The 17,723-nt window shown below is 63.8% G+C and carries 14 protein-coding genes; 6 read left to right on the top strand and 8 right to left on the bottom strand.

The genetic code is table 11. From position 1 onward, the window contains the following. Positions 1–3: 3 nt before the first annotated feature. Both RT131_RS01025 and RT131_RS01020 read left to right on the top strand, forming a co-directional pair. Entirely contained in the window at positions 4–1,017 is a 1,014-nt protein-coding gene (locus RT131_RS01025; RefSeq protein ID WP_313169487.1) for a magnesium and cobalt transport protein CorA, read from the top strand. Between the two features lie 30 nt (positions 1,018–1,047). Continuing rightward, entirely contained in the window at positions 1,048–2,340 is a 1,293-nt protein-coding gene (locus RT131_RS01020; RefSeq protein ID WP_313169486.1) for a Xaa-Pro peptidase family protein, read from the top strand. 310 nt (positions 2,341–2,650) lie between these two features. On the opposite strand, the gene RT131_RS01015 is transcribed toward RT131_RS01020, so the two are convergent. From RT131_RS01015 to RT131_RS00985, 7 genes are all read right to left on the bottom strand, one after another. Next, the gene (locus tag RT131_RS01015) at positions 2,651–4,018 is read right to left on the bottom strand and encodes an NAD-dependent succinate-semialdehyde dehydrogenase (RefSeq protein ID WP_313169484.1); all 1,368 of its coding nucleotides are present in this window, start codon (positions 4,016–4,018) and stop codon (positions 2,651–2,653) included. Between the two features lie 296 nt (positions 4,019–4,314). Further along, a complete protein-coding gene (locus tag RT131_RS01010) occupies positions 4,315–5,160 on the bottom strand; it encodes an ABC transporter permease subunit (protein WP_293706776.1) in 846 nt (281 codons plus the stop codon). Continuing rightward, positions 5,157–6,083 (bottom strand): ABC transporter permease subunit, encoded by a 927-nt coding sequence (locus RT131_RS01005; RefSeq protein WP_313169483.1) that lies wholly within the window; start codon positions 6,081–6,083, stop codon positions 5,157–5,159. Before RT131_RS01005 ends, RT131_RS01010 begins: the two co-directional genes overlap by 4 nt. Further along, positions 6,080–7,210 (bottom strand): polyamine ABC transporter ATP-binding protein, encoded by a 1,131-nt coding sequence (gene potA / locus RT131_RS01000; protein ID WP_313169481.1) that lies wholly within the window; start codon positions 7,208–7,210, stop codon positions 6,080–6,082. Before potA ends, RT131_RS01005 begins: the two co-directional genes overlap by 4 nt. A 571-nt stretch (positions 7,211–7,781) precedes the next feature. Continuing rightward, positions 7,782–8,906 carry a polyamine ABC transporter substrate-binding protein gene (locus RT131_RS00995; protein ID WP_312914405.1) on the bottom strand — a complete coding sequence of 375 codons (1,125 nt, stop codon included), beginning with the start codon at positions 8,904–8,906 and terminating at the stop codon, positions 7,782–7,784. A gap of 380 nt (positions 8,907–9,286) precedes the next feature. After that, positions 9,287–10,681 (bottom strand): glutamine synthetase family protein, encoded by a 1,395-nt coding sequence (locus RT131_RS00990; RefSeq protein WP_313169480.1) that lies wholly within the window; start codon positions 10,679–10,681, stop codon positions 9,287–9,289. After that, a complete protein-coding gene (locus tag RT131_RS00985) occupies positions 10,678–11,442 on the bottom strand; it encodes a gamma-glutamyl-gamma-aminobutyrate hydrolase family protein (RefSeq protein WP_313169478.1) in 765 nt (254 codons plus the stop codon). Before RT131_RS00985 ends, RT131_RS00990 begins: the two co-directional genes overlap by 4 nt. A 168-nt stretch (positions 11,443–11,610) precedes the next feature. On the opposite strand from RT131_RS00985, the gene RT131_RS00980 reads away from it, so the two are divergent. From RT131_RS00980 to RT131_RS00970, 3 genes are all read left to right on the top strand, one after another. Next, positions 11,611–12,903: an FAD-binding oxidoreductase gene (locus tag RT131_RS00980; RefSeq protein ID WP_313169476.1), complete on the top strand. Its 1,293-nt coding sequence runs from the start codon at positions 11,611–11,613 to the stop codon at positions 12,901–12,903. Positions 12,904–13,029: 126 nt separating this feature from the next. Then, positions 13,030–14,358 carry a diguanylate cyclase gene (locus RT131_RS00975; RefSeq protein ID WP_313169474.1) on the top strand — a complete coding sequence of 443 codons (1,329 nt, stop codon included), beginning with the start codon at positions 13,030–13,032 and terminating at the stop codon, positions 14,356–14,358. 122 nt (positions 14,359–14,480) lie between these two features. Next, positions 14,481–14,942: a bacteriohemerythrin gene (locus tag RT131_RS00970; RefSeq protein WP_313169472.1), complete on the top strand. Its 462-nt coding sequence runs from the start codon at positions 14,481–14,483 to the stop codon at positions 14,940–14,942. 145 nt (positions 14,943–15,087) lie between these two features. Here the strand turns inward: RT131_RS00970 and RT131_RS00965 are convergent, their stop codons facing one another. Then, entirely contained in the window at positions 15,088–16,386 is a 1,299-nt protein-coding gene (locus RT131_RS00965) for an MFS transporter (RefSeq protein WP_313169470.1), read from the bottom strand. A gap of 592 nt (positions 16,387–16,978) precedes the next feature. On the opposite strand from RT131_RS00965, the gene RT131_RS00960 reads away from it, so the two are divergent. Beyond that, complete coding sequence (locus RT131_RS00960) at positions 16,979–17,413, top strand: PepSY domain-containing protein (RefSeq protein ID WP_313169469.1); 435 nt, start codon at positions 16,979–16,981, stop codon at positions 17,411–17,413. Positions 17,414–17,723: the final 310 nt, after the last annotated feature.

Below are 17,723 nucleotides of genomic sequence, written 5' to 3'. Positions count from 1 at the left end.
GGGATGACTACCGGCATCACTCCAGCTCCCGTCCAGGCCAACCCGGCCTGCGTGATCAATTGCACCTGGTACGGTGCCGACGGCACCCAGCGCCCGCTCGACCTGGACAGCATCAGCGACGTACTCGCCGGTGATGCCAAGGGTTTCGTCTGGGTTGGCCTGTACGAACCCAGTGACGCGATCCTGGACAAGGTGCAGGAAGAGTTCGACCTGCATCCACTGGCGATCGAAGACACCCGCAAGGCGCACCAGCGCCCCAAGATCGAGACCTACGGCAATTCCCTGTTCGTGGTGGTGCACACCGCGCAGGTGGTGGATGAGCGCATCCGCTACGGCGAAACCCATGCCTTCCTGGGCCCGCGCTTCCTGGTGACGGTGCGCCATGGCGCTTCGCTGTCGTATGCGCCGGTGCGCGCGCGACTGGAGCAGGAGCCCGAGCTGCTGGCGATGGGCCCCTCGTTCTGCCTGTACTCGGTGCTGGATGCGGTGGTCGATCACTATCTGCCAATCACCGACAGCTTCCGCGACACCCTGGACCTGCTCGAGAAGGACATATTCGCCGACAGCTACAAGCGGCGCACAGTGATCCGCCTGTACGAACTCAAGCGCGAACTCAACAAGATGCGCCTGGCGGTTGCGCCGCTGCAGGATGCCCTGGCCCAGCTGCAGCGCAACCAGGCGCAACTGATCAACGAGGAAGTGCGGCTGTACCTGCGCGACGTGCAGGACCACGCCGCACGCGTCAACGACGCCATTGACACCTTGCGCGAGATGCTGGGCACCGCACTGAGCGTGAACCTGTCGCTGGTGACACTGGCGCAGGGCGAGACGGTCAAGCAGCTCGGTGCCTGGGCAGCGCTGCTGGCTGCGCCAACCCTGGTCACCAGCTGGTACGGCATGAACTTCGCGCATATGCCGGAGTTGGCCGGGCGCTTCGCCTATCCGCTGCTGATGCTTGGCGTCGGCGTGATCTGCGTGGTGTTGTACCGCCTGTTCAAACGTTCCGGCTGGCTTTGACCAGCTACCCAGTCTTTCCAGAGAGCAACCATGCAGCACGACCACACCAACCCTGCACGCCGCAATTTCCTGCGCAATACGCTGATCGCCGGTGCCGCCGCGCTGCCCTTGTCGCAGATCGCGTCCGCAAAGACGGAAGCCACTTCCGACAACACGTTGCCCGAATCGATGCGCACCCTGAAATCGGTCGCTGCGCAGGTTGTACCAATTGGCAATGACGAGCGAATCGCGCGCGTGGCCAAGGCCCAGCGCCTGATGGCCGAGCACGGCATCGATGCGGTGTTCATTGGCGCTGGCAGCTCGCTGACCTATTTCACCGGCATGCACTGGTGGGACAGCGAACGCCTCACCGGGGTAATCCTGCCGCGCAAGGGCGAACCGGTCTACATCACCCCGGAATTTGAGCGCGTGCGTACGCTGGAGCAGATCAAGCTGGGCAACGACGTGCGTGGCTGGCAGGAAGACGAAGACCCCTACGTCCTGGTCGCCAAGGTGCTGCGTGACATGGGCCATGCCACTGGCACCTTGGGCATGGAAGAAGCCGTGCCCTACTTCCGCGCCAAAGGCATTGCCGACGCCCTGCCGCAGGCCAAGGTGATACCCGCGTGGCCGGTGGTATCGGGCTGCCGCAGGGTCAAGAGTCCGGCCGAGCTGGCATTGATGAAACTTGCCAATGAAGCCACGCTGGCAGTGTATGAAGCCGTGTGGAAAGCACTGAAGCCCGGCATGACCGAGCAGGACATCAGCGGCCTGCTGGCGATGGCCTATGCCCGCACCGGCTTGAGGGGCGATGCCAGCGTCAACGTCGGCAAGTACACCGCATCACCGCATGGCTCCGACAAGCCGCAGCACCTGGTCGAAGGCACGCCGATCATCTTCGACGGCGGTTGCCGTGCCGGTGGCTATACCAGCGATATCACCCGCACCGTGGTGTTGGGCCAGCCCGATGACGAGATCCGCAAGGTATTCGACATCGTACTGAAGGCGCAGACCGCCGCATTGAATACGGCACGCCCGGGCGTGGCGATGGGCGATGTGGATGCCGCTGCCCGCAAGGTGATCAGCGATTCCGGCTACGGCCCGGACTACCGCTATTTCAGCCACCGCCTCGGCCACGGCATCGGTCTGGACATGCACGAATGGGACTACCTGGTGCGCGGTAATACCCACTTGCTGGAACCCGGCATGACCTTCAGCGACGAACCCGGCATCTACATCCCGGACCGCTTCGGCGTACGCCTGGAAGACATCCTCTACGTCACCGAGGATGGCGCCGCACTGATGACCCCGCAGAGCAAGTCCATCGACCAACCGTTCGGTTGATGAGAGCGGCATTTGTGTTCTTGTAGGAGCGGTGTAAGCCGCGAAGCAACTGCAAAATCAGAAGCCGAAAAGCCGACCCCTCCCCAACCCTCCCCTTCGCTGCGCGAAAGGGAGGGAGCTGCATCCGTAGTGCCGAGCCATGCTCGGCAGGGGCTTTACCAGCAGCCCGTATCAGAGCGGCGCAAGCCGCGAAGCCGCTGCTGGTCAAAACCTTGCCCAGCCTGCACCTGGTTCACTGCAGTTGCAGGATTTCGTGGGCCCTTGTGGGATTACCAGCTTCGCGGCTTACGCCGCTCCTACAACTTCGCCGTCAGGCGACGTACACCGTTTTGATGTTCATGAACTCATGAATACCCGGTCCCGCCAACTCACGCCCGAACCCGGACCGTTTGGTCCCGCCAAACGGAAGCCGCGCGTCGCTCTTCACCACTGAATTGACGAAGGCCGCGCCGCACTGCAGCTGCACGGCAACATTCTCGCCACGCAGCACATCACGGGTCCAGACACTGCCACCCAGACCAAAACTGGTGTCATTGGCGACACGTACCGCCTCGGCTTCGTCCTTGACCCGGATGATCGCCGCCACCGGCCCGAACAACTCTTCTTCGTAGGCAGGCATGCCCGGCCCGACATTGTCGAGGATAGTTGCCTGATAGCCCGCATTGCTGCCAGCCACAGGTGCGCCACCCAGCAACACCTTCGCGCCCTTGTCGACGCTGGCGCACACCTGCTTGTGCAGCTCGGCGCGCAGGTCGGCGCGCGCCATCGGCGCGAGCGTGCTTTCCTCGTCCTGCGGATCTCCGTACGCGCGCGCCTGCGCGCCCTCGATGTAGCGCTGCACGAAAGCATCAGCAATGGAGTCAAGCAGGATGAAGCGCTTGGCAGCAATGCAGGTCTGCCCGGCGTTGTCGAAGCGCGAGCGCACCGCTGCAGCCGCCGCCAGATCCAGATCGGCGTCATCCAGCACCACGAAGGCATCACTTCCGCCCAGCTCCATCACGCACTTCTTCAGCTGGTCGCCCGCGTTCGCCGCAATCGACCGCCCTGCACGCTCGCTGCCGGTCAGGGTGACCGCCTTGATACGACGATCACGCAGCACCTCGGCGGCCTGATCGTTGTCGATGTGCAGTACGTCGAATACGCCCACTGGAATACCCGCGGCGGTGACAACCTCGCGCAGCAGATCGGCACAGCCGGGCACATTGCTGGCGTGCTTGAGCAGGGCGACATTGCCAGCCATCAAGCCCGGCGCGAGGAAGCGGATCACCTGCCAGATCGGGAAATTCCACGGCATCACCGCCATCACGCAGCCGATGGGCTGGTAGATCACGTAGCTGCGCTGGGCCTCGGTCGGGATCGGCTGCGGCTTGAGGTAATCGGCCGCGTGGTCGGCGTAATACTCGCAGGCCGCCGCGCTCTTCTCGATCTCAGCCAGGGCTTCGCGGCGCAGCTTGCCCATCTCGGAAGTCATCACGCGCTGGATTTCGTCGCGGCGCTCGCGCAGGCCGGCGGCGACCTTGCGCAGATGGTCGCCACGCTGCTCCAGTGACAAACCCGACCATTGTGGGAACGCCGATTCAGCTGCGGCCAGACGCTGCTCAATGCCAGCGGCAGTCAGCAGCTCAACCGTGCGCACGACCTCGCCATTGAAGGGATTGATAGTCTGATACGACGCCATGGACTCACCTGCATTCAACGAATGCAGGAATGGTAGCGCCGCGAATGTTGCGCGCAGGTAAATCCCAAGCCGGCCCTGTAGTGCCGAGCCATGCTCGGCAGGGGCTTTTAGCAGCCATCCATCAGCCGGCCGCATCATTGTGGGAGCGGCGTCAGCCGCGAAGCTGGCAGCGTTGAAATCACCAGCATGGCTGCGATCTGACCGCTCAACGGCTTCGCGGCTGACGCCGCTCCGACATTGGTGATGGATTGCTGGGAAAGCCTCTGCCGAGCATGGCTCGGCACTACATTTGCCCCTCAGCCGTTTTCCTGCAGCGCCAGCTGCATGTCGCGCTGGCGACGCTTCTCTGCGCGGGCCGAAATCCACCAGCCCAGCACCGCCACCGTCGACACCGCCAGCACCATCAACGTGGCCAGGGCGTTGATCTTGGGGCTGACGCCCATGCGCACCGAGGCGAAGATCTTCATCGGCAAGGTGGTCGAGCTGGGGCCGGCAACGAAACTGGCAATCACCACGTCGTCCAGCGACAGGGTGAAGGCCAGCAGCCAGCCGGACAGCAGCGCCGGGGCGATGATTGGCAAGGTGATCAGGAAAAACACCTTGATCCGGTTCGCGCCCAGGTCCATCGCCGCCTCTTCCAGCGAGCGGTCCAGCTCCTGCAGGCGCGAGGACACCACCACCGTCACGAAGGAAATGGTGAAGGTGACATGTGCGATCCAGATCGCCACCACGCCCTTGGACGGCAGGCCGAACAGGCCGCCCATCGACACCAGCATCAGCAGGATCGACAGGCCGATGATCACTTCCGGCATCACCAGCGGCGCGGTCACCAGGGCACCGAAGATGGTTTTGCTGGGGAAACGCTTGAAGCGGGTCATCGCCATCGCCGCCATGGTGCCGATCACCATCGCCGCGCTCGCCGTCCAGAACGCGATCTTGATGCTGATCCACGCCGCCTGCAGCAGCTGGCGATCGCGGAACAATTCGCCATACCACTGCGTGGAGAAGCCGGCCCATACCGTCGCCAAGCGCGAGGAGTTGAACGAATACACCATCAACAACAGGATCGGCAGGTACAGGAACGCAAAGCCGAGCAGCAGGATGCTCCAACCCAACCAGGAACTACGCCGGGTCATGCTCATGCCAGCTTCCCTTCCAGCTCACGCTGCTGGGACCGGTTGAAGATGATGATGGGGATCAGCAGCAGGATCAGCATCACGATCGCCACCGCCGAGGCCAACGGCCAGTCGCGGTTGTTGAAGAACTCGCCCCACAGCACGCGGCCGATCATCAGCGTATCCGGGCCACCCAGCATTTCCGGGATCACGAACTCACCCACCGCCGGGATCATCACCAGCATGCAGCCAGCAATGATGCCGCTGCGCGACAGCGGCAAGGTGATGCGCAGGAAGGCCTGCCAGGGCTTGGCACCGAGGTCGTAGGCGGCCTCCAGCAGACGGTGGTCGAGCTTGACCAGGTTGGCGTACAGCGGCAGCACCATGAACGGCAGGTAGCAGTAGACGATGCCGATATAGGCTGCGACCGGGGTATAGAGGATGCGCAGCGGCTCATCGATCAAGCCGATGCTCATCAGCGTGCGGTTGATCAGGCCGTTGCTGTCGAGGATGCCGATCCAGGCATAGACGCGGATCAGGAACGAGGTCCACGACGGCAGCACCACCAGCATCATCGCGATGTTGCGCGCCGACGGCGACATGCGCGAGATCACATAGGCCATCGGGTAGCCGATCAGCAGGGTCAGCAAGGTCGAGATCACCGCGATCTTGATCGAGCTCAGGTAGGCCACCACGTACTGGCTGTCGGTGAACAGCGCGGTGTAGTTGCCCAGGTTGAGATTGACCGTGAACGCGTTGTCCACGTATTCCACGATGGAGGTATACGGCGGCATCGCCACCGCCATCTTGGCGAAGGAGATCTTCAGCACGATCAGGAACGGGATCGCGAAGAACAGCAGCAGCCACAGATAGGGCACGCCGATCACACCGGCGCGCGCACCCGGCAGCCAGCGCCGCCACCCACCCAGGTTCGGCCCGATCGCGCTCATGAGGTCAGCACCACGCCGTCGTTGTCGTCCCAGGACACCCAGACTTCGTCGTTCCAGGTAATGCCGTCACTGTCCCAGCGCTTCATGTTGGCGAAGTTGGACAGGATCTTGGCACCACTGGGCAGGCGCACGTGGTAGACCGAGTGGCTGCCGAAATAGGCGATGTCCTCGACCACGCCAAACGCCTTGTTGGTTTCACCCTCCGGCTCTTCCTTCGCGATATGCACCTTTTCCGGGCGCAGCGCGAACGCCACCGGCTGACCTTCGTAACCGGTGATGCCGTGGCCGACATAGATCGGCGCCGGGAAGTCGGCGGTGCGCACGGTGACGTACTCGGGCAGATCCTCGTCGATCACGCCCTCGAACAGATTGACCGAGCCGATGAAGCTGGCGACGAAGCGGTTGGCCGGCTGTTCGTAGATATCGTCCGGCTTGCCGATCTGCTGGATCCAGCCCTGGTCCATCACCGCGATGCGGGTGGCCATGGTCATGGCTTCTTCCTGGTCATGGGTGACCATGACGCAGGTGACGCCCAGTTGCTCGATGATGTTGACCAGCTCCAACTGCATCTTCGAGCGCAGCTTCTTGTCCAGCGCGCCCATTGGTTCGTCCAGCAACAACAGCTTGGGGCTCTTGGCCAGCGACCGCGCCAGCGCCACGCGCTGCTGCTGGCCACCGGAGAGCTGGTGCGGCTTGCGCTTGCCCAGCTTCTGCAGCTGTACCAGCTCCAGCATCTCGCCGACGCGGCGGGCGATCGCATCCTTGGCCATGCCGTCCTGCTTCAGGCCGAAGGCGATGTTCTGCTCCACCGTCATGTGCGGGAACAGCGCATAGGACTGGAACATCATGTTGATTGGCCGCTCGTAGGGCGGCAGCGCGGTGATCGGCTGGCCGTCGAGCAGGATGCTGCCCTTGGTCGGCGTCTCGAAGCCGGCCAGGCAGCGCAACAGGGTGGACTTGCCACTGCCCGAACCGCCCAGCAGGGCGAAGATCTCGCCCTTGCGAACGTCCAGGTTGACGTCATCGACGGCGACAAAGCCATCGAATTCCTTGCGCAGATCGCGAATGGACAGATAGCCGGGCTCGCTGCTGAGGGCGATCGGGTCCGGCTTGGCGTCAACGGGCATGTAGGGGCTCCGGAAGCAGGCAGGTGAACAAACGGGCGTAGTTTAGCCCCCCATTTTTGTCGGCGACACCGCTGGCTGTGGCGGTTGGGGCCGATGTGAAGGTGCGCAGGCCGTAGCAGCGGCGTCCGCCGCGAGGCTGGTAATGCGCGAAAGGCCACAAAGGCTTACCCCTCCCCAGCCCTCCCCTTGGCTACGCCAAAGGGAGGGAGACAAGCCAAGCCGCAGCGCGTGCGCCCCGCGGTAGTGCCGAGCCATGCTCGGCAGGGGCGTTCCGAGCAGAACCTGCAGGAGCGCCGTCCGCCGCGAAGCTGGCAACTCCCGAAGGGCCACAAAAACTTACCCCTCCCCAGCCCGTCCGGCCCGAAGGCGCAGCCTTCGGTCGTTCATCAGGCCGCGCGCCAATGGCGTGCAAGCAGGCCTTCTTCACCCCCTTGGCTGCGCCAAAGGGAGGGAGACAAGCCCTGCCTCGCCTTCTCCACTGGCAACCGACAGCGCGCGAACGCCGCAAACAACAACGCCTCCCTGCAAGAGGGAGGCGTTGTAAACACTCACACGCTAAACCTGCCTGGAATCAACGACCGGTCTTGATCTCGGTCCACAGACGGGTATACAGCTTGTCCGTCTCCGGGCTGTTGATCGCGTAGGTGAACATCTTGGCGGCCACATCCTCGGCCGGATAGATGGTCTTGTCGTCGCGGATGGCCGGGTCGACCAGCGAGGTGGCCGACTTCACCGGGTTGGCGTAGTGGGTCACGTTGGTGTTCTTGGCCGCTACCTCCGGCTCCAGCAGGTAGTTGATGAAGGCATAGGCGTTGCCCGGGTGCTTGGCATCCTTCGGGATGGCCAGCATGTCGAACCACTGCGGTGCGCCTTCCTTCGGAATGGAATACGCCACTTCCACGCCGTTCTTGGCTTCTTCGGCGCGGTCACGGGCCTGGATGATGTCGCCCGACCAGCCCACCACCAGGCAGGTGCTGCCGTTGGCCAGCGAACCCACGTACTGCGAGGAGTGGAAGTTCTGCACGTACGGGCGGATCGACTTGAGCAGGTCGGCCGCCTTCTGCAGCACGGCCGGGTCGGCGCTGTGCGGGTCTTCGCCCAGGTAGTGCAGTGCCACCGGGATCATGTCGGCCGGAGTGTCCAGCAGGGTCACGCCGCAGTCCTTCATCTTGGCGATGTTTTCCGGCTTGAACACCAGGTCCCAGCTGTTGGCGATGTCAGCGCTGCCGCCAAAACGTTCCTTCAGCTTGGCCACGTTGTAACCGATGCCGGTGCTGCCCATCATGTACGGCACGCCGTACTGGTTGCCCGGGTCCTGGCCGGCAATGCGCTGCATCACCGCCGGGTCGAGGTTGGCCAGGTTCGGGATCTTGCTCTTGTCCAGCGGCAGGAACACGCCGGCCTGGATCTGGCGGCCGAAGAAGTTCAGCGTCGGCACCACGATGTCGTAGCCGCTGTCGCCGGTCAGCAACTTGGTCTCGACCATCTCGTCACTGTCGAATACGTCGTAGGTGACCTTGATGCCGGTGGTCTTCTCGAAGTTCGGGATGGTGTCCTCGGCGATGTAGTCCGAGTAGTTGTAGACGTTGAGGACCTTGGCCTCGCCGCCTTCAGCGGGCTTGGCGCCCTCTTCCTTGCCGCCGCAGGCAGCGAGCAGGGAGATGGCGACACCAACGGTGAGAATGCGCAGATTCATGGGTTCTCCAGTGGGATCCGGGAGCGGTATGGGGGGACCGGCCAGGCCGGGAAGTGGGCATATTGTCCCATCTGCGGCGGCTTCGTGTGTAGAAGTTGGATGTAGGGCTTGTGGGAGCGGCGTGAGCCGCGAAGCTGGCAACACTTGAAACGCCACAGCAGAGCTCCCCCTCCCCAGCCCTCCCCTTGGCTTGCGCCAAAGGGAGGGAGCAGAGCTGCATGCACCGCCCCTCCCCTTTGGCACAGCCTAAAGAGGAGGCTGGGAGGGGGTAGCTGCAGCCGTTGCCTGCAGGCTTCAAACGCCGGAGCCAAAGCTCAACAGCAACCCCCTCCCCAACCCTCCCCTTTGCTACGCAAAAGGGAGGGAGCCAAGCCTTGCGGTCAAACATTCAGCAGCAGGAATTCGCGCTCCCAGGAGCTGATCACGCGGAAGAAGGTCTCGTATTCCTTGCGTTTGACCGAGACATAGGCGCGGCAGAAACGGCGCCCCAGTAGCTCCTGCAGGGCTTCGCAGCCCTCCAGCGCATCCAGCGACTCGCCCAGCGAGCGCGGCAGTTCGTAGCCCAGCTCCTTGGCGTTGCCGCTGATCGGGGTGGTCGGGGTCAACTTCTCGCGGATGCCCAGCAGGCCACAGGCCAGCGTCGCCGCCATCGCCAGGTAGGGATTGGCGTCGGAACCGGCAAAACGGCTCTCCACGCGATTGTTCTCCAGGCTGTCCATCGGCACACGCAGGCCGCAGGTGCGGTTGTCGAAGCCCCATTCCACATTGCTCGGCGATACCTCGCCGAACACCAGCCGGCGATAGGAGTTCACGTTCGGGGCAAAGAAGCCCATCGCCGCAGGCACGTACTTCTGCAGGCCAGCCAGGTAGTTGTCGAAAGTCTCGCTGTACTCGCCTTCGGCGTGGCCGGCAAACACATTGCGACCATCGACAATGCGCACCAGGCTCTGGTGGATGTGCATGGCGCTGCCGGGTTCGGTCTCCATCGGCTTGGCCAGGAAGGTGGCATAGATGCCGTGACGCAGCGCCGCCTCACGCATGGTTCGCTTGAACAGGAAGACCTGATCGGCGAGGGACATCGCGTCGGAATGGGTGAAATTGACTTCCAACTGCGCGGCGCCGGATTCGTGGATCAAGGTATCCACGTCCAGCTTCATCGCATCGCAATAGTCGTACATCAGGTCGAGGATGGGATCGAATTCATTGACCGCATCGATCGAATACGATTGCCGGGCGGTTTCCGGACGACCGGAGCGACCAGCTGGCGGCAGCAGCGGGAAATCCGGGTCGGTATTCTTCTGCACCAGGAAGAACTCCACTTCCGGCGCCACCACCGGCTTCAGTCCAAGCTCTTCATAGGCGGCCAGGACCCGCCGCAATACATTGCGCGGTGCCAGCTCATGCGGCTGGCCATTCTTTGTGTAGCAGTCGTGGATGATCTGCGCGGTCGGATCAGTCGCCCACGGCACCATCCGCACGGTGTCCGGGTCCGGCCGCAGGATCATGTCCGCGTCGGCCGGCGAGGTCAGCTCGTAGTAATCATCCGGGTAATCGCCGGTCACCGTGGTAGCGAAAATGCCCTCGGGCAGACGGGTGCCGTAATCGTGCGAGAACTTGTCGGCCGGGATGATCTTGCCGCGCGCGTTGCCGGTGATATCCGGCACCAGACATTCAACCTCGGTGATGTGCCGCTCCTTGAGCCAGCGCAGCAACAGGCTTTCTTCCTGTACGGCAATGGCGGTTTTACGGCTGCGGGTGCGGGGGCGCGACGTCATGGGGAACCAACTTGTTTGTGTGACCGATAGCGGCGACAGGCCTCGCCGAAGGCTTGGAATATGCCCAGATAGAACGGGTTTTCGGTAACCCGCCATTCCGGGTGGAACTGCAGGCCGAGCAGGAACGACGGTCCGCTGCCACGAAACGCCTCGATCAGCCCGTCCGGCGCGCGGGCCTCGACCTGCAGCCCTTCGCCCAGCCTGGCCACGCCTTGCCCGTGCACCGAGTTGACCATCACCTCGCTGCCGCCGGCAATGCCTGCCAGCAAACCACCCGGGCTCAGTTGCAACGCATGCGCCGGCCCATATTGCACTTCCAATGATGACGCCGGGTTTTCACGGTGATCGGCCAGCCCCGGCACTTCATGTACTTTCGGATGCAGGCTGCCGCCAAAAGCGACATTCACCTCCTGGAAACCACGGCAGATCGCCAGGATCGGCATGCCCAGCGCCAGCGCCTGCGGGATCAGCCCGAATACGTTGGCATCGCGCGCCGGATCGTGCGGATTGCCCGGCCAGCTGTCGCCGCCATCGTAGTGGTACGGCTCGATGTTGCTGGTTGCACCGGTCAGCAGCAGGCCATCCAGCGTCGCCAACCAGGCTTCCGGCGGTAGCGGCGGTTGCAGCAAAGGCAGCAGCAGCGGCATGGCCTGCGCGCCGTCGACAACGGCCCGCACGTATTTTTCACCAACGACAAGAAACGGATGGGAGCCGATCGGTTTGCTGTCGCTGGGCAAGCCGACCAGCGGCAGGCTGGCCATGGATGAAGCTCATGAGACGTGCCTGCACGCTACCCCTGCCCCGCTGTTTAGGCAACCAAGCGCCATCCGCGATTCAAGTAAGGCAAGGCACACTATGCGGGTTCTTCACCGGCCTGCGCACGCTGCATACGCCGGTGTCGCTACACTTCCCACCCCTGATTCGGCCAGATGTCCGTGGACGCCGCTGCATCCGTTTACCCCCCAAGCTGGTATGCCGCCAGCCAACCCGAGCTTCCGCTACGCGCGCCCCTGCGGGGCCAGGCGCGCGCCGATGTGGCCGTGCTCGGCGCCGGCTACACCGGCCTGACCGCCGCATTGGCACTGGCTGAAAAGGGCTACAAGGTCACCGTACTGGAAGCCGAACGCGTGGGCTGGGGCGCTTCTGGCCGCAACGGCGGCCAAGCCATCGTCGGCTATGGCTGCGAACAGGACACGCTGGAAACCCTGGTGGGTGACGCCGATGCGCGGCTGCTGTTCGATTTCTCGCGCGAAGGCATGCACATGCTCAAGCAGCGCATTGCTCGCCACGGCATCGACTGCGACTGGCGCGACGGCCACGCCAGCGTGCCGATCCAGCCGCGCCAGGAACGCGCCCTGCGCAATGACATCGAGCGCATGGCGCAACGCTATGACTACCCGCTGGAATGGTGGGACCGCCCACGCCTGCAGCAGGAACTGGCCAGCGAACGCTACCTGGGCGCGGTCTACGACGCTGCCAGCGGCCACCTGCATCCGCTGGCTTATGCGCAGGGCCTGGCCCAGGCCGCTGAAGCCGCTGGTGTCACCATCCATGAGCAATCCGCGGTCACCCGGCTTGAACGCGGCCCGCAAGCAGCGCTGATCACCGCCCACGGCCGCGTTGACGCCGATTTCATCATCCTGGCCGGCAACGCCTGGCTGCAGGACATCGCCCCCGAGCTGGAAACCCGGATGATGCCGGTCGGCACCTATATCGGCGCCACCCGGCCACTGGGCGCCGAGCGCGCACGGGCACTGATCCGCAACGACATGGCCGTGGCCGACGTCAATTGGGCGCTGGACTACTTCCGCCTCAGTCGCGACCACCGCCTGCTGTTCGGCGGCCAAGCCAATTACTCCGCGCTGCCGCCACCGGGACTGCGCGCCAGCATGACCCGACGCATGCGCCGGGTATTCCCGCAGCTGGCCGATGTGGAGATGGAATACGTCTGGGGCGGCTATATCGACATCACCCGCAACCGCGCCCCGCACTGGGGGCGGATCACCCCGAACGTGTACTTCGCGCAGGGTTTTTCCGGCCACGGCGTCGCCAGCACCGGGCTGGCCGGTGAAGTGATCGCCGCCGCCATTGCCGGCCAGGCGCAGCGCCTGGACGTATTCGAACGCATCCCACACGGCGTATTCCCGGGCGGCAAGGCCTTGCGCATGCCGATGCTGGTGGCGGCAATGTCCTGGTACAAGCTGCGCGATCTGTTGTGGTGAGGCGGGGATTGGGGACCGGGGATGAAGGGCGCGGATCACCGCGAGTGCAGGGCTGGCGCTTGCCAACCCCCACTCCCGGTCACATACAACCTCAAGCTCTTGCGCCCGCGGCCGCTATACCTTCCGATGCTCCCTACTCTCGCCACTACTGCCAGCACGCCACAGGCCGCCTTTGACAGTCCGTCGATCGCGCCCCTGCCCCAGCGCATCCTGTTGGTGGAGAACTCGCGCACCTTCACCACGATGCTGCGCGAGGCCATCGAGCAGCGACTGGAACTGCCGGTCAGCGTCGCCTCCAGCCTGGCCGAGGCCGGCGAACTGCTGGACCGTGAAGACGGCTGGTTCCTGGTCCTGACCGGGCTGGTGCTCGCCGATGGCGACCGCGACCAGGTGGTGCAGTATTTCGTCGACCGCGGCCTGCCCACCATCGTGGTCAGCGGTGTTTACGACGAGGACCTGCGCAAGCGCGTGCTGCAGCAGCAGATCATCGACTACGTGCTGAAGAACACCCCCGGCAGTGTCGATTACCTGGTCTGGCTGGTGCAGCGCATGGAGCGCAATCGCCGGATCGCCGCCCTGGTGGTGGACGATTCGCCGTCTGCACGCGCCTACGCGTCTGCGCTGCTGACGATGTACGGCTACCACGTCATCGAAGCCGACGACGGCAACGCGGCACTGCGTGCCATCGAGGCCGATCCGGCGATACGACTGGTCATCGTCGACGAGGAGATGCCGGGTATGCAGGGCGTCGAGCTCACCCGGCGGCTGCGCGCATTGCGTGCACGCGACAAGGTGGCGGTGATCGGCATTTCCGGCAATTCGGACCCGTCGTTGATCCCGCGCTTCCTGAAGAACGGCGCCAATGACTTCCTGCGCAAACCGTTCTCGCGCGAGGAATTCTTCTGCCGTGTGTCGCAGAACGTGGACCAGCTTGAGCTGATCGGCACGCTGCAGGATCTTGCCACGCGCGACTTCCTGACCGGCCTGCCGAACCGCCGCAGCTTCCTTGAGCAGAGTCAGCGGCAGCTCAGTGCCGTCGACAACGGCGGTATGGTCGCCGTGGCCATGGTCGATATCGATCACTTCAAGCATATCAACGACAGCCTTGGCCACGAGGCTGGTGACCAGGCCATCCGCGCGGTCGCCTCGGTACTGCAGGCCAACACCCGCAGCCAGGACATCAGCTCACGCTTTGGTGGCGAGGAGTTCTGCCTGATGGTTTCCGGACTGGATGCAGCCGCCAGCGCCGCGCACTTCGAGAAAGTGCGGCAATCGGTAGCCGCCTTGCGACTGCCATTCGGCGACAGCATCCTGAGCATGACGGTGAGCATCGGCGTCTGCCGCATGCCCTTGCACAGCGGCAACCTGCACCAGCTCATCACCGAAGCCGACCGCCAGCTGTACCTGGCCAAGGCCGCCGGACGCAACCGCGTCTGCAGCGCCGATACGCACTGAAAGCCCTCACCGCCATATCTGAATGAAATCCTTGCCCCGCTACAGGCATTGATCCAGATCAACGCGCCTTCCCGGCCCGCTCCCTACAGTGCAGCTCAAAGCACACAGAGGGAGAAGTGGCGGTGGCACTACTGGTCTGGCAAGACGATCTCAATACGGGCGTGGAGGTCATCGACCACCAGCACATGCGCATCGTGGAGATGCTCAACCACCTGCACGTCGCTCAAAAGAGTCTGGAGCGCGTCGCCGTGGCTGAAGTCATCGACGAACTGGTGGACTACACCATGTCGCACTTCGCCTTTGAAGAAGAGTTGATGGAAGAAGCCGGCTACCCCTTCTGCGCGGCCCACAAACGCGTGCACGAAGTATTCGGCAAGCGCGTCTCCGAGTACCGCATGCGCTTCCAGTCCGGCGAGGACGTCACCGACGAGCTGCGCAACATGCTGTCACGCTGGTTGTTCAACCACATCCGTGGTGATGACAAAGCGTATGCCGAGCACGTCAAGCGCCACCTCAACCAGTTCGCCAAGGAGCACCAGGAGGGCAGCTGGCTGGGACGCACGCTGAAGCGCCTGTTCCGCTGATCTGCTGATCCGCTTTGCGGGAGTGGCGCGGCTGCGTGAAGCCCAGCAGGTATCGCAACACCGCTGCTCCTGCGTTTCATCGCTGCAGGAACGCCGCAAGGCGCACACGTCGCCGGTCTTGTGTGGGACCGGCAGTAGTCGCGACTTACGGCGTCCCTGCGGCACCCTGCCGCTGCCAACGGCGGATTGCCAACAACGCAAGTGCCGTCAGCAGCGCGGTGCCGCACAGATAGCCGCCAACCGCGGCGATGCCGAACTTTCCGGCCAGCCAGGTCGCCGCATAAGGCGCGGGGGCGGCGCCCAGAATCCCCGCCAGATTGAATGACAACGACGCGCCGGTATAGCGCACCTGCACCGGATACAGGCTGGCCAGCATCGTGCCGCAGGGTCCGTAGGTCAGGCCCATCAGGAACAGGCCCAGCGACAGGAACAGCAATACCTGCAAGGGATGCCCGGCCTGGAACAGGGGTTGGAACAGCAGGCCGAATACAAAGATGCCCAGCGTCGCCCACAACATCGCCTTGACCGTACCATGACGATCGCCGTACAGCGCCGCCAATGGAATGCCGGCAGCGAAGAACAGGATGCCGACCATCTGCAGCAGCAGGAAGTCCTCGCGCGCATAGCGCAGCACCGACGTGCCGTGGCCCAGCGTGAACACCGTCATCAGGTAGAACAGCACGAAAGTGGCGAACGCCGCCAAGGTGCCAACGACCACCGCGAAGCCATGGCGGACCAGCACCTCACGCATTGGCAGGCGCACGCGCTGGCCCTGGTCCAGCGCCTTCTGGAAATCCGGCGTCTCGCGGATGTTCAAGCGCACCCACAGCCCCACGATCACCAGCAACGCACTGGCGACGAACGGCACGCGCCAGCCCCAGGACAGGAAACTGGCATCGTCCAGAGCCCGCCCCAGCAACAGGAAGGTACCGGCCGACAGCAGGAACCCCAGCGGCGCACCCAACTGCGGGAACATCCCGTACCAGGCGCGCTTGCCCGGCGGCGCGTTCTCGGTCGCCAGCAACACCGCGCCGCCCCATTCCCCGCCAAGCCCGAGGCCCTGCCCAAACCGACAGAGTGCCAGCAACAGCGGCGCTGTCACGCCGATGTCGTGATAGGTCGGCAACAGCCCGATCGCCACCGTCGACAATCCCATGGTCAGCAGTGCTGCAACCAGTGTTGCCTTGCGCCCGATCCGGTCGCCGTAGTGCCCGAACACCGCCGAGCCCACCGGCCGCGCGATGAACGCCACCGCAAAAGTCGCCAACGACTGCAGCAGCGCGGCGTCATTGCTGCTCTCGGGAAAGAACAGCTTGGGAAACACCAGCACCGCCGCCGTGGCGTAGATGTAGAAGTCGAAAAACTCGATGGTGGTGCCGACAAGACTCGCCGCCAGGACGCGGCGCGGGGAGTTCAGAGGGGCGGAGCTGGCTGCGGTGGACATGGCCGTGACAGGAGAAATAATGGCCGCAGTCTGCCATGCAGCGCCGCCGCGGCCGTCATTTGGTTGCAGCCGACACCGTTGCTTGCCGACGCTGCCATCTTCACCGGGAGGGCTGGAAACTGTTGGCACTGGTGGTGGTCACAGCATCGCCCCTCGCATGGATGCATTGCCCATGGCGGTGACTTCCAGACGTTTCCGTCATCGCCTCGCCCATCTGGACGCGTTGTGGGAGCGACGCAAGCCGCGAAGCATGCGTCACATCAGCGATAGGCATCTCTGCGACCCGGTGGTTTGTCGGCTTCGCGACTCACCTCGCTCCTGCACGTCTGCGCACGCCCAGCTGATCTGCAAAGCCCCTGCCGAGCATGGCTCGGCACTACAGCTGCCGGTTGTCGCGCACCGACCCAAGCATCCACTGCGGCAGGAATGAACATCCTGAAAACATTTTTTTGCACTCCTATGCACATCCATTAACCGCATCCGATTGTCGCCTGTTGAAGCCGCACAAATTCACGGATCGATACAGGTTGGCGGGGTTAGCGTTGATCCCGCGTCAGAAGCGCGATGAAGATGAACCCGAAGGAGCAGACCAATGAACAACCGACCGCTAGGTACCGCATTGATTGCAGCCGCGCTGACATTGGCCGGCAGCGGCATCGCCCAGGCACAGGATGCACTGACCGCGCCGCAGGTGCGTGCGCACCTTGAGTCGCAGGGCTATACCAACGTCAAGGACGTCAAGTTCGATGACGGCATGTGGGAGGCCGATGCAACCAGCGCAGATGGCAAGCAGGTCGACGTGAAGATCGACCCGCGCAATGGCACCGTTTACCCGGACAAAGCGGTATCGCAGCTGAGCGAGGCAGATATCCGCGCACAGCTCGCCGGCGCCGGCTACACCGGCGTCAGCGATGTAAAGCTGGATGACGGCATGTGGAAGGCCAAGGGCCGAACCGCCAGCGGGGAGAAGGTCGAGGTGCGTTTGGACCCGGCGACCGGCGCGGTGGTTGCGCAGGAAAAGGAGTAACCCAATGTGAACTCAGGGCTGCACGCACCGCCCCTCCCCTTTGGCGTAGCCAAGGGGAGGCTGGGAGGGGGTAGCTTTTGCTGTTGCTTGCAGGGTTTCAAACGCAACAACCGAAGCTCAACAGCCAACCCCTCCCCAGCCCTCCCCTTCGCTACGCGAAAGGGAGGGGGCAAAAGCCCCTCCCCTTTGGCGCAGCCAAGGGGGAGGTTGGGAGGGGGTAGCTTTTGCTATTGCTTGCAAGGCTTCAAACGCAATAACCGAAGCTCAACAGCCAACCCCTCCCCAGCCCTCCCCTTCGCTACGCGAAAGG

This window comes from Stenotrophomonas sp. (assembly GCF_032066555.1).
Lineage (GTDB): Bacteria > Pseudomonadota > Gammaproteobacteria > Xanthomonadales > Xanthomonadaceae > Stenotrophomonas.
The sequence above is the reverse complement of the archived record's forward strand: the minus strand, read 5'-3'. Positions and strand labels throughout refer to the sequence as shown.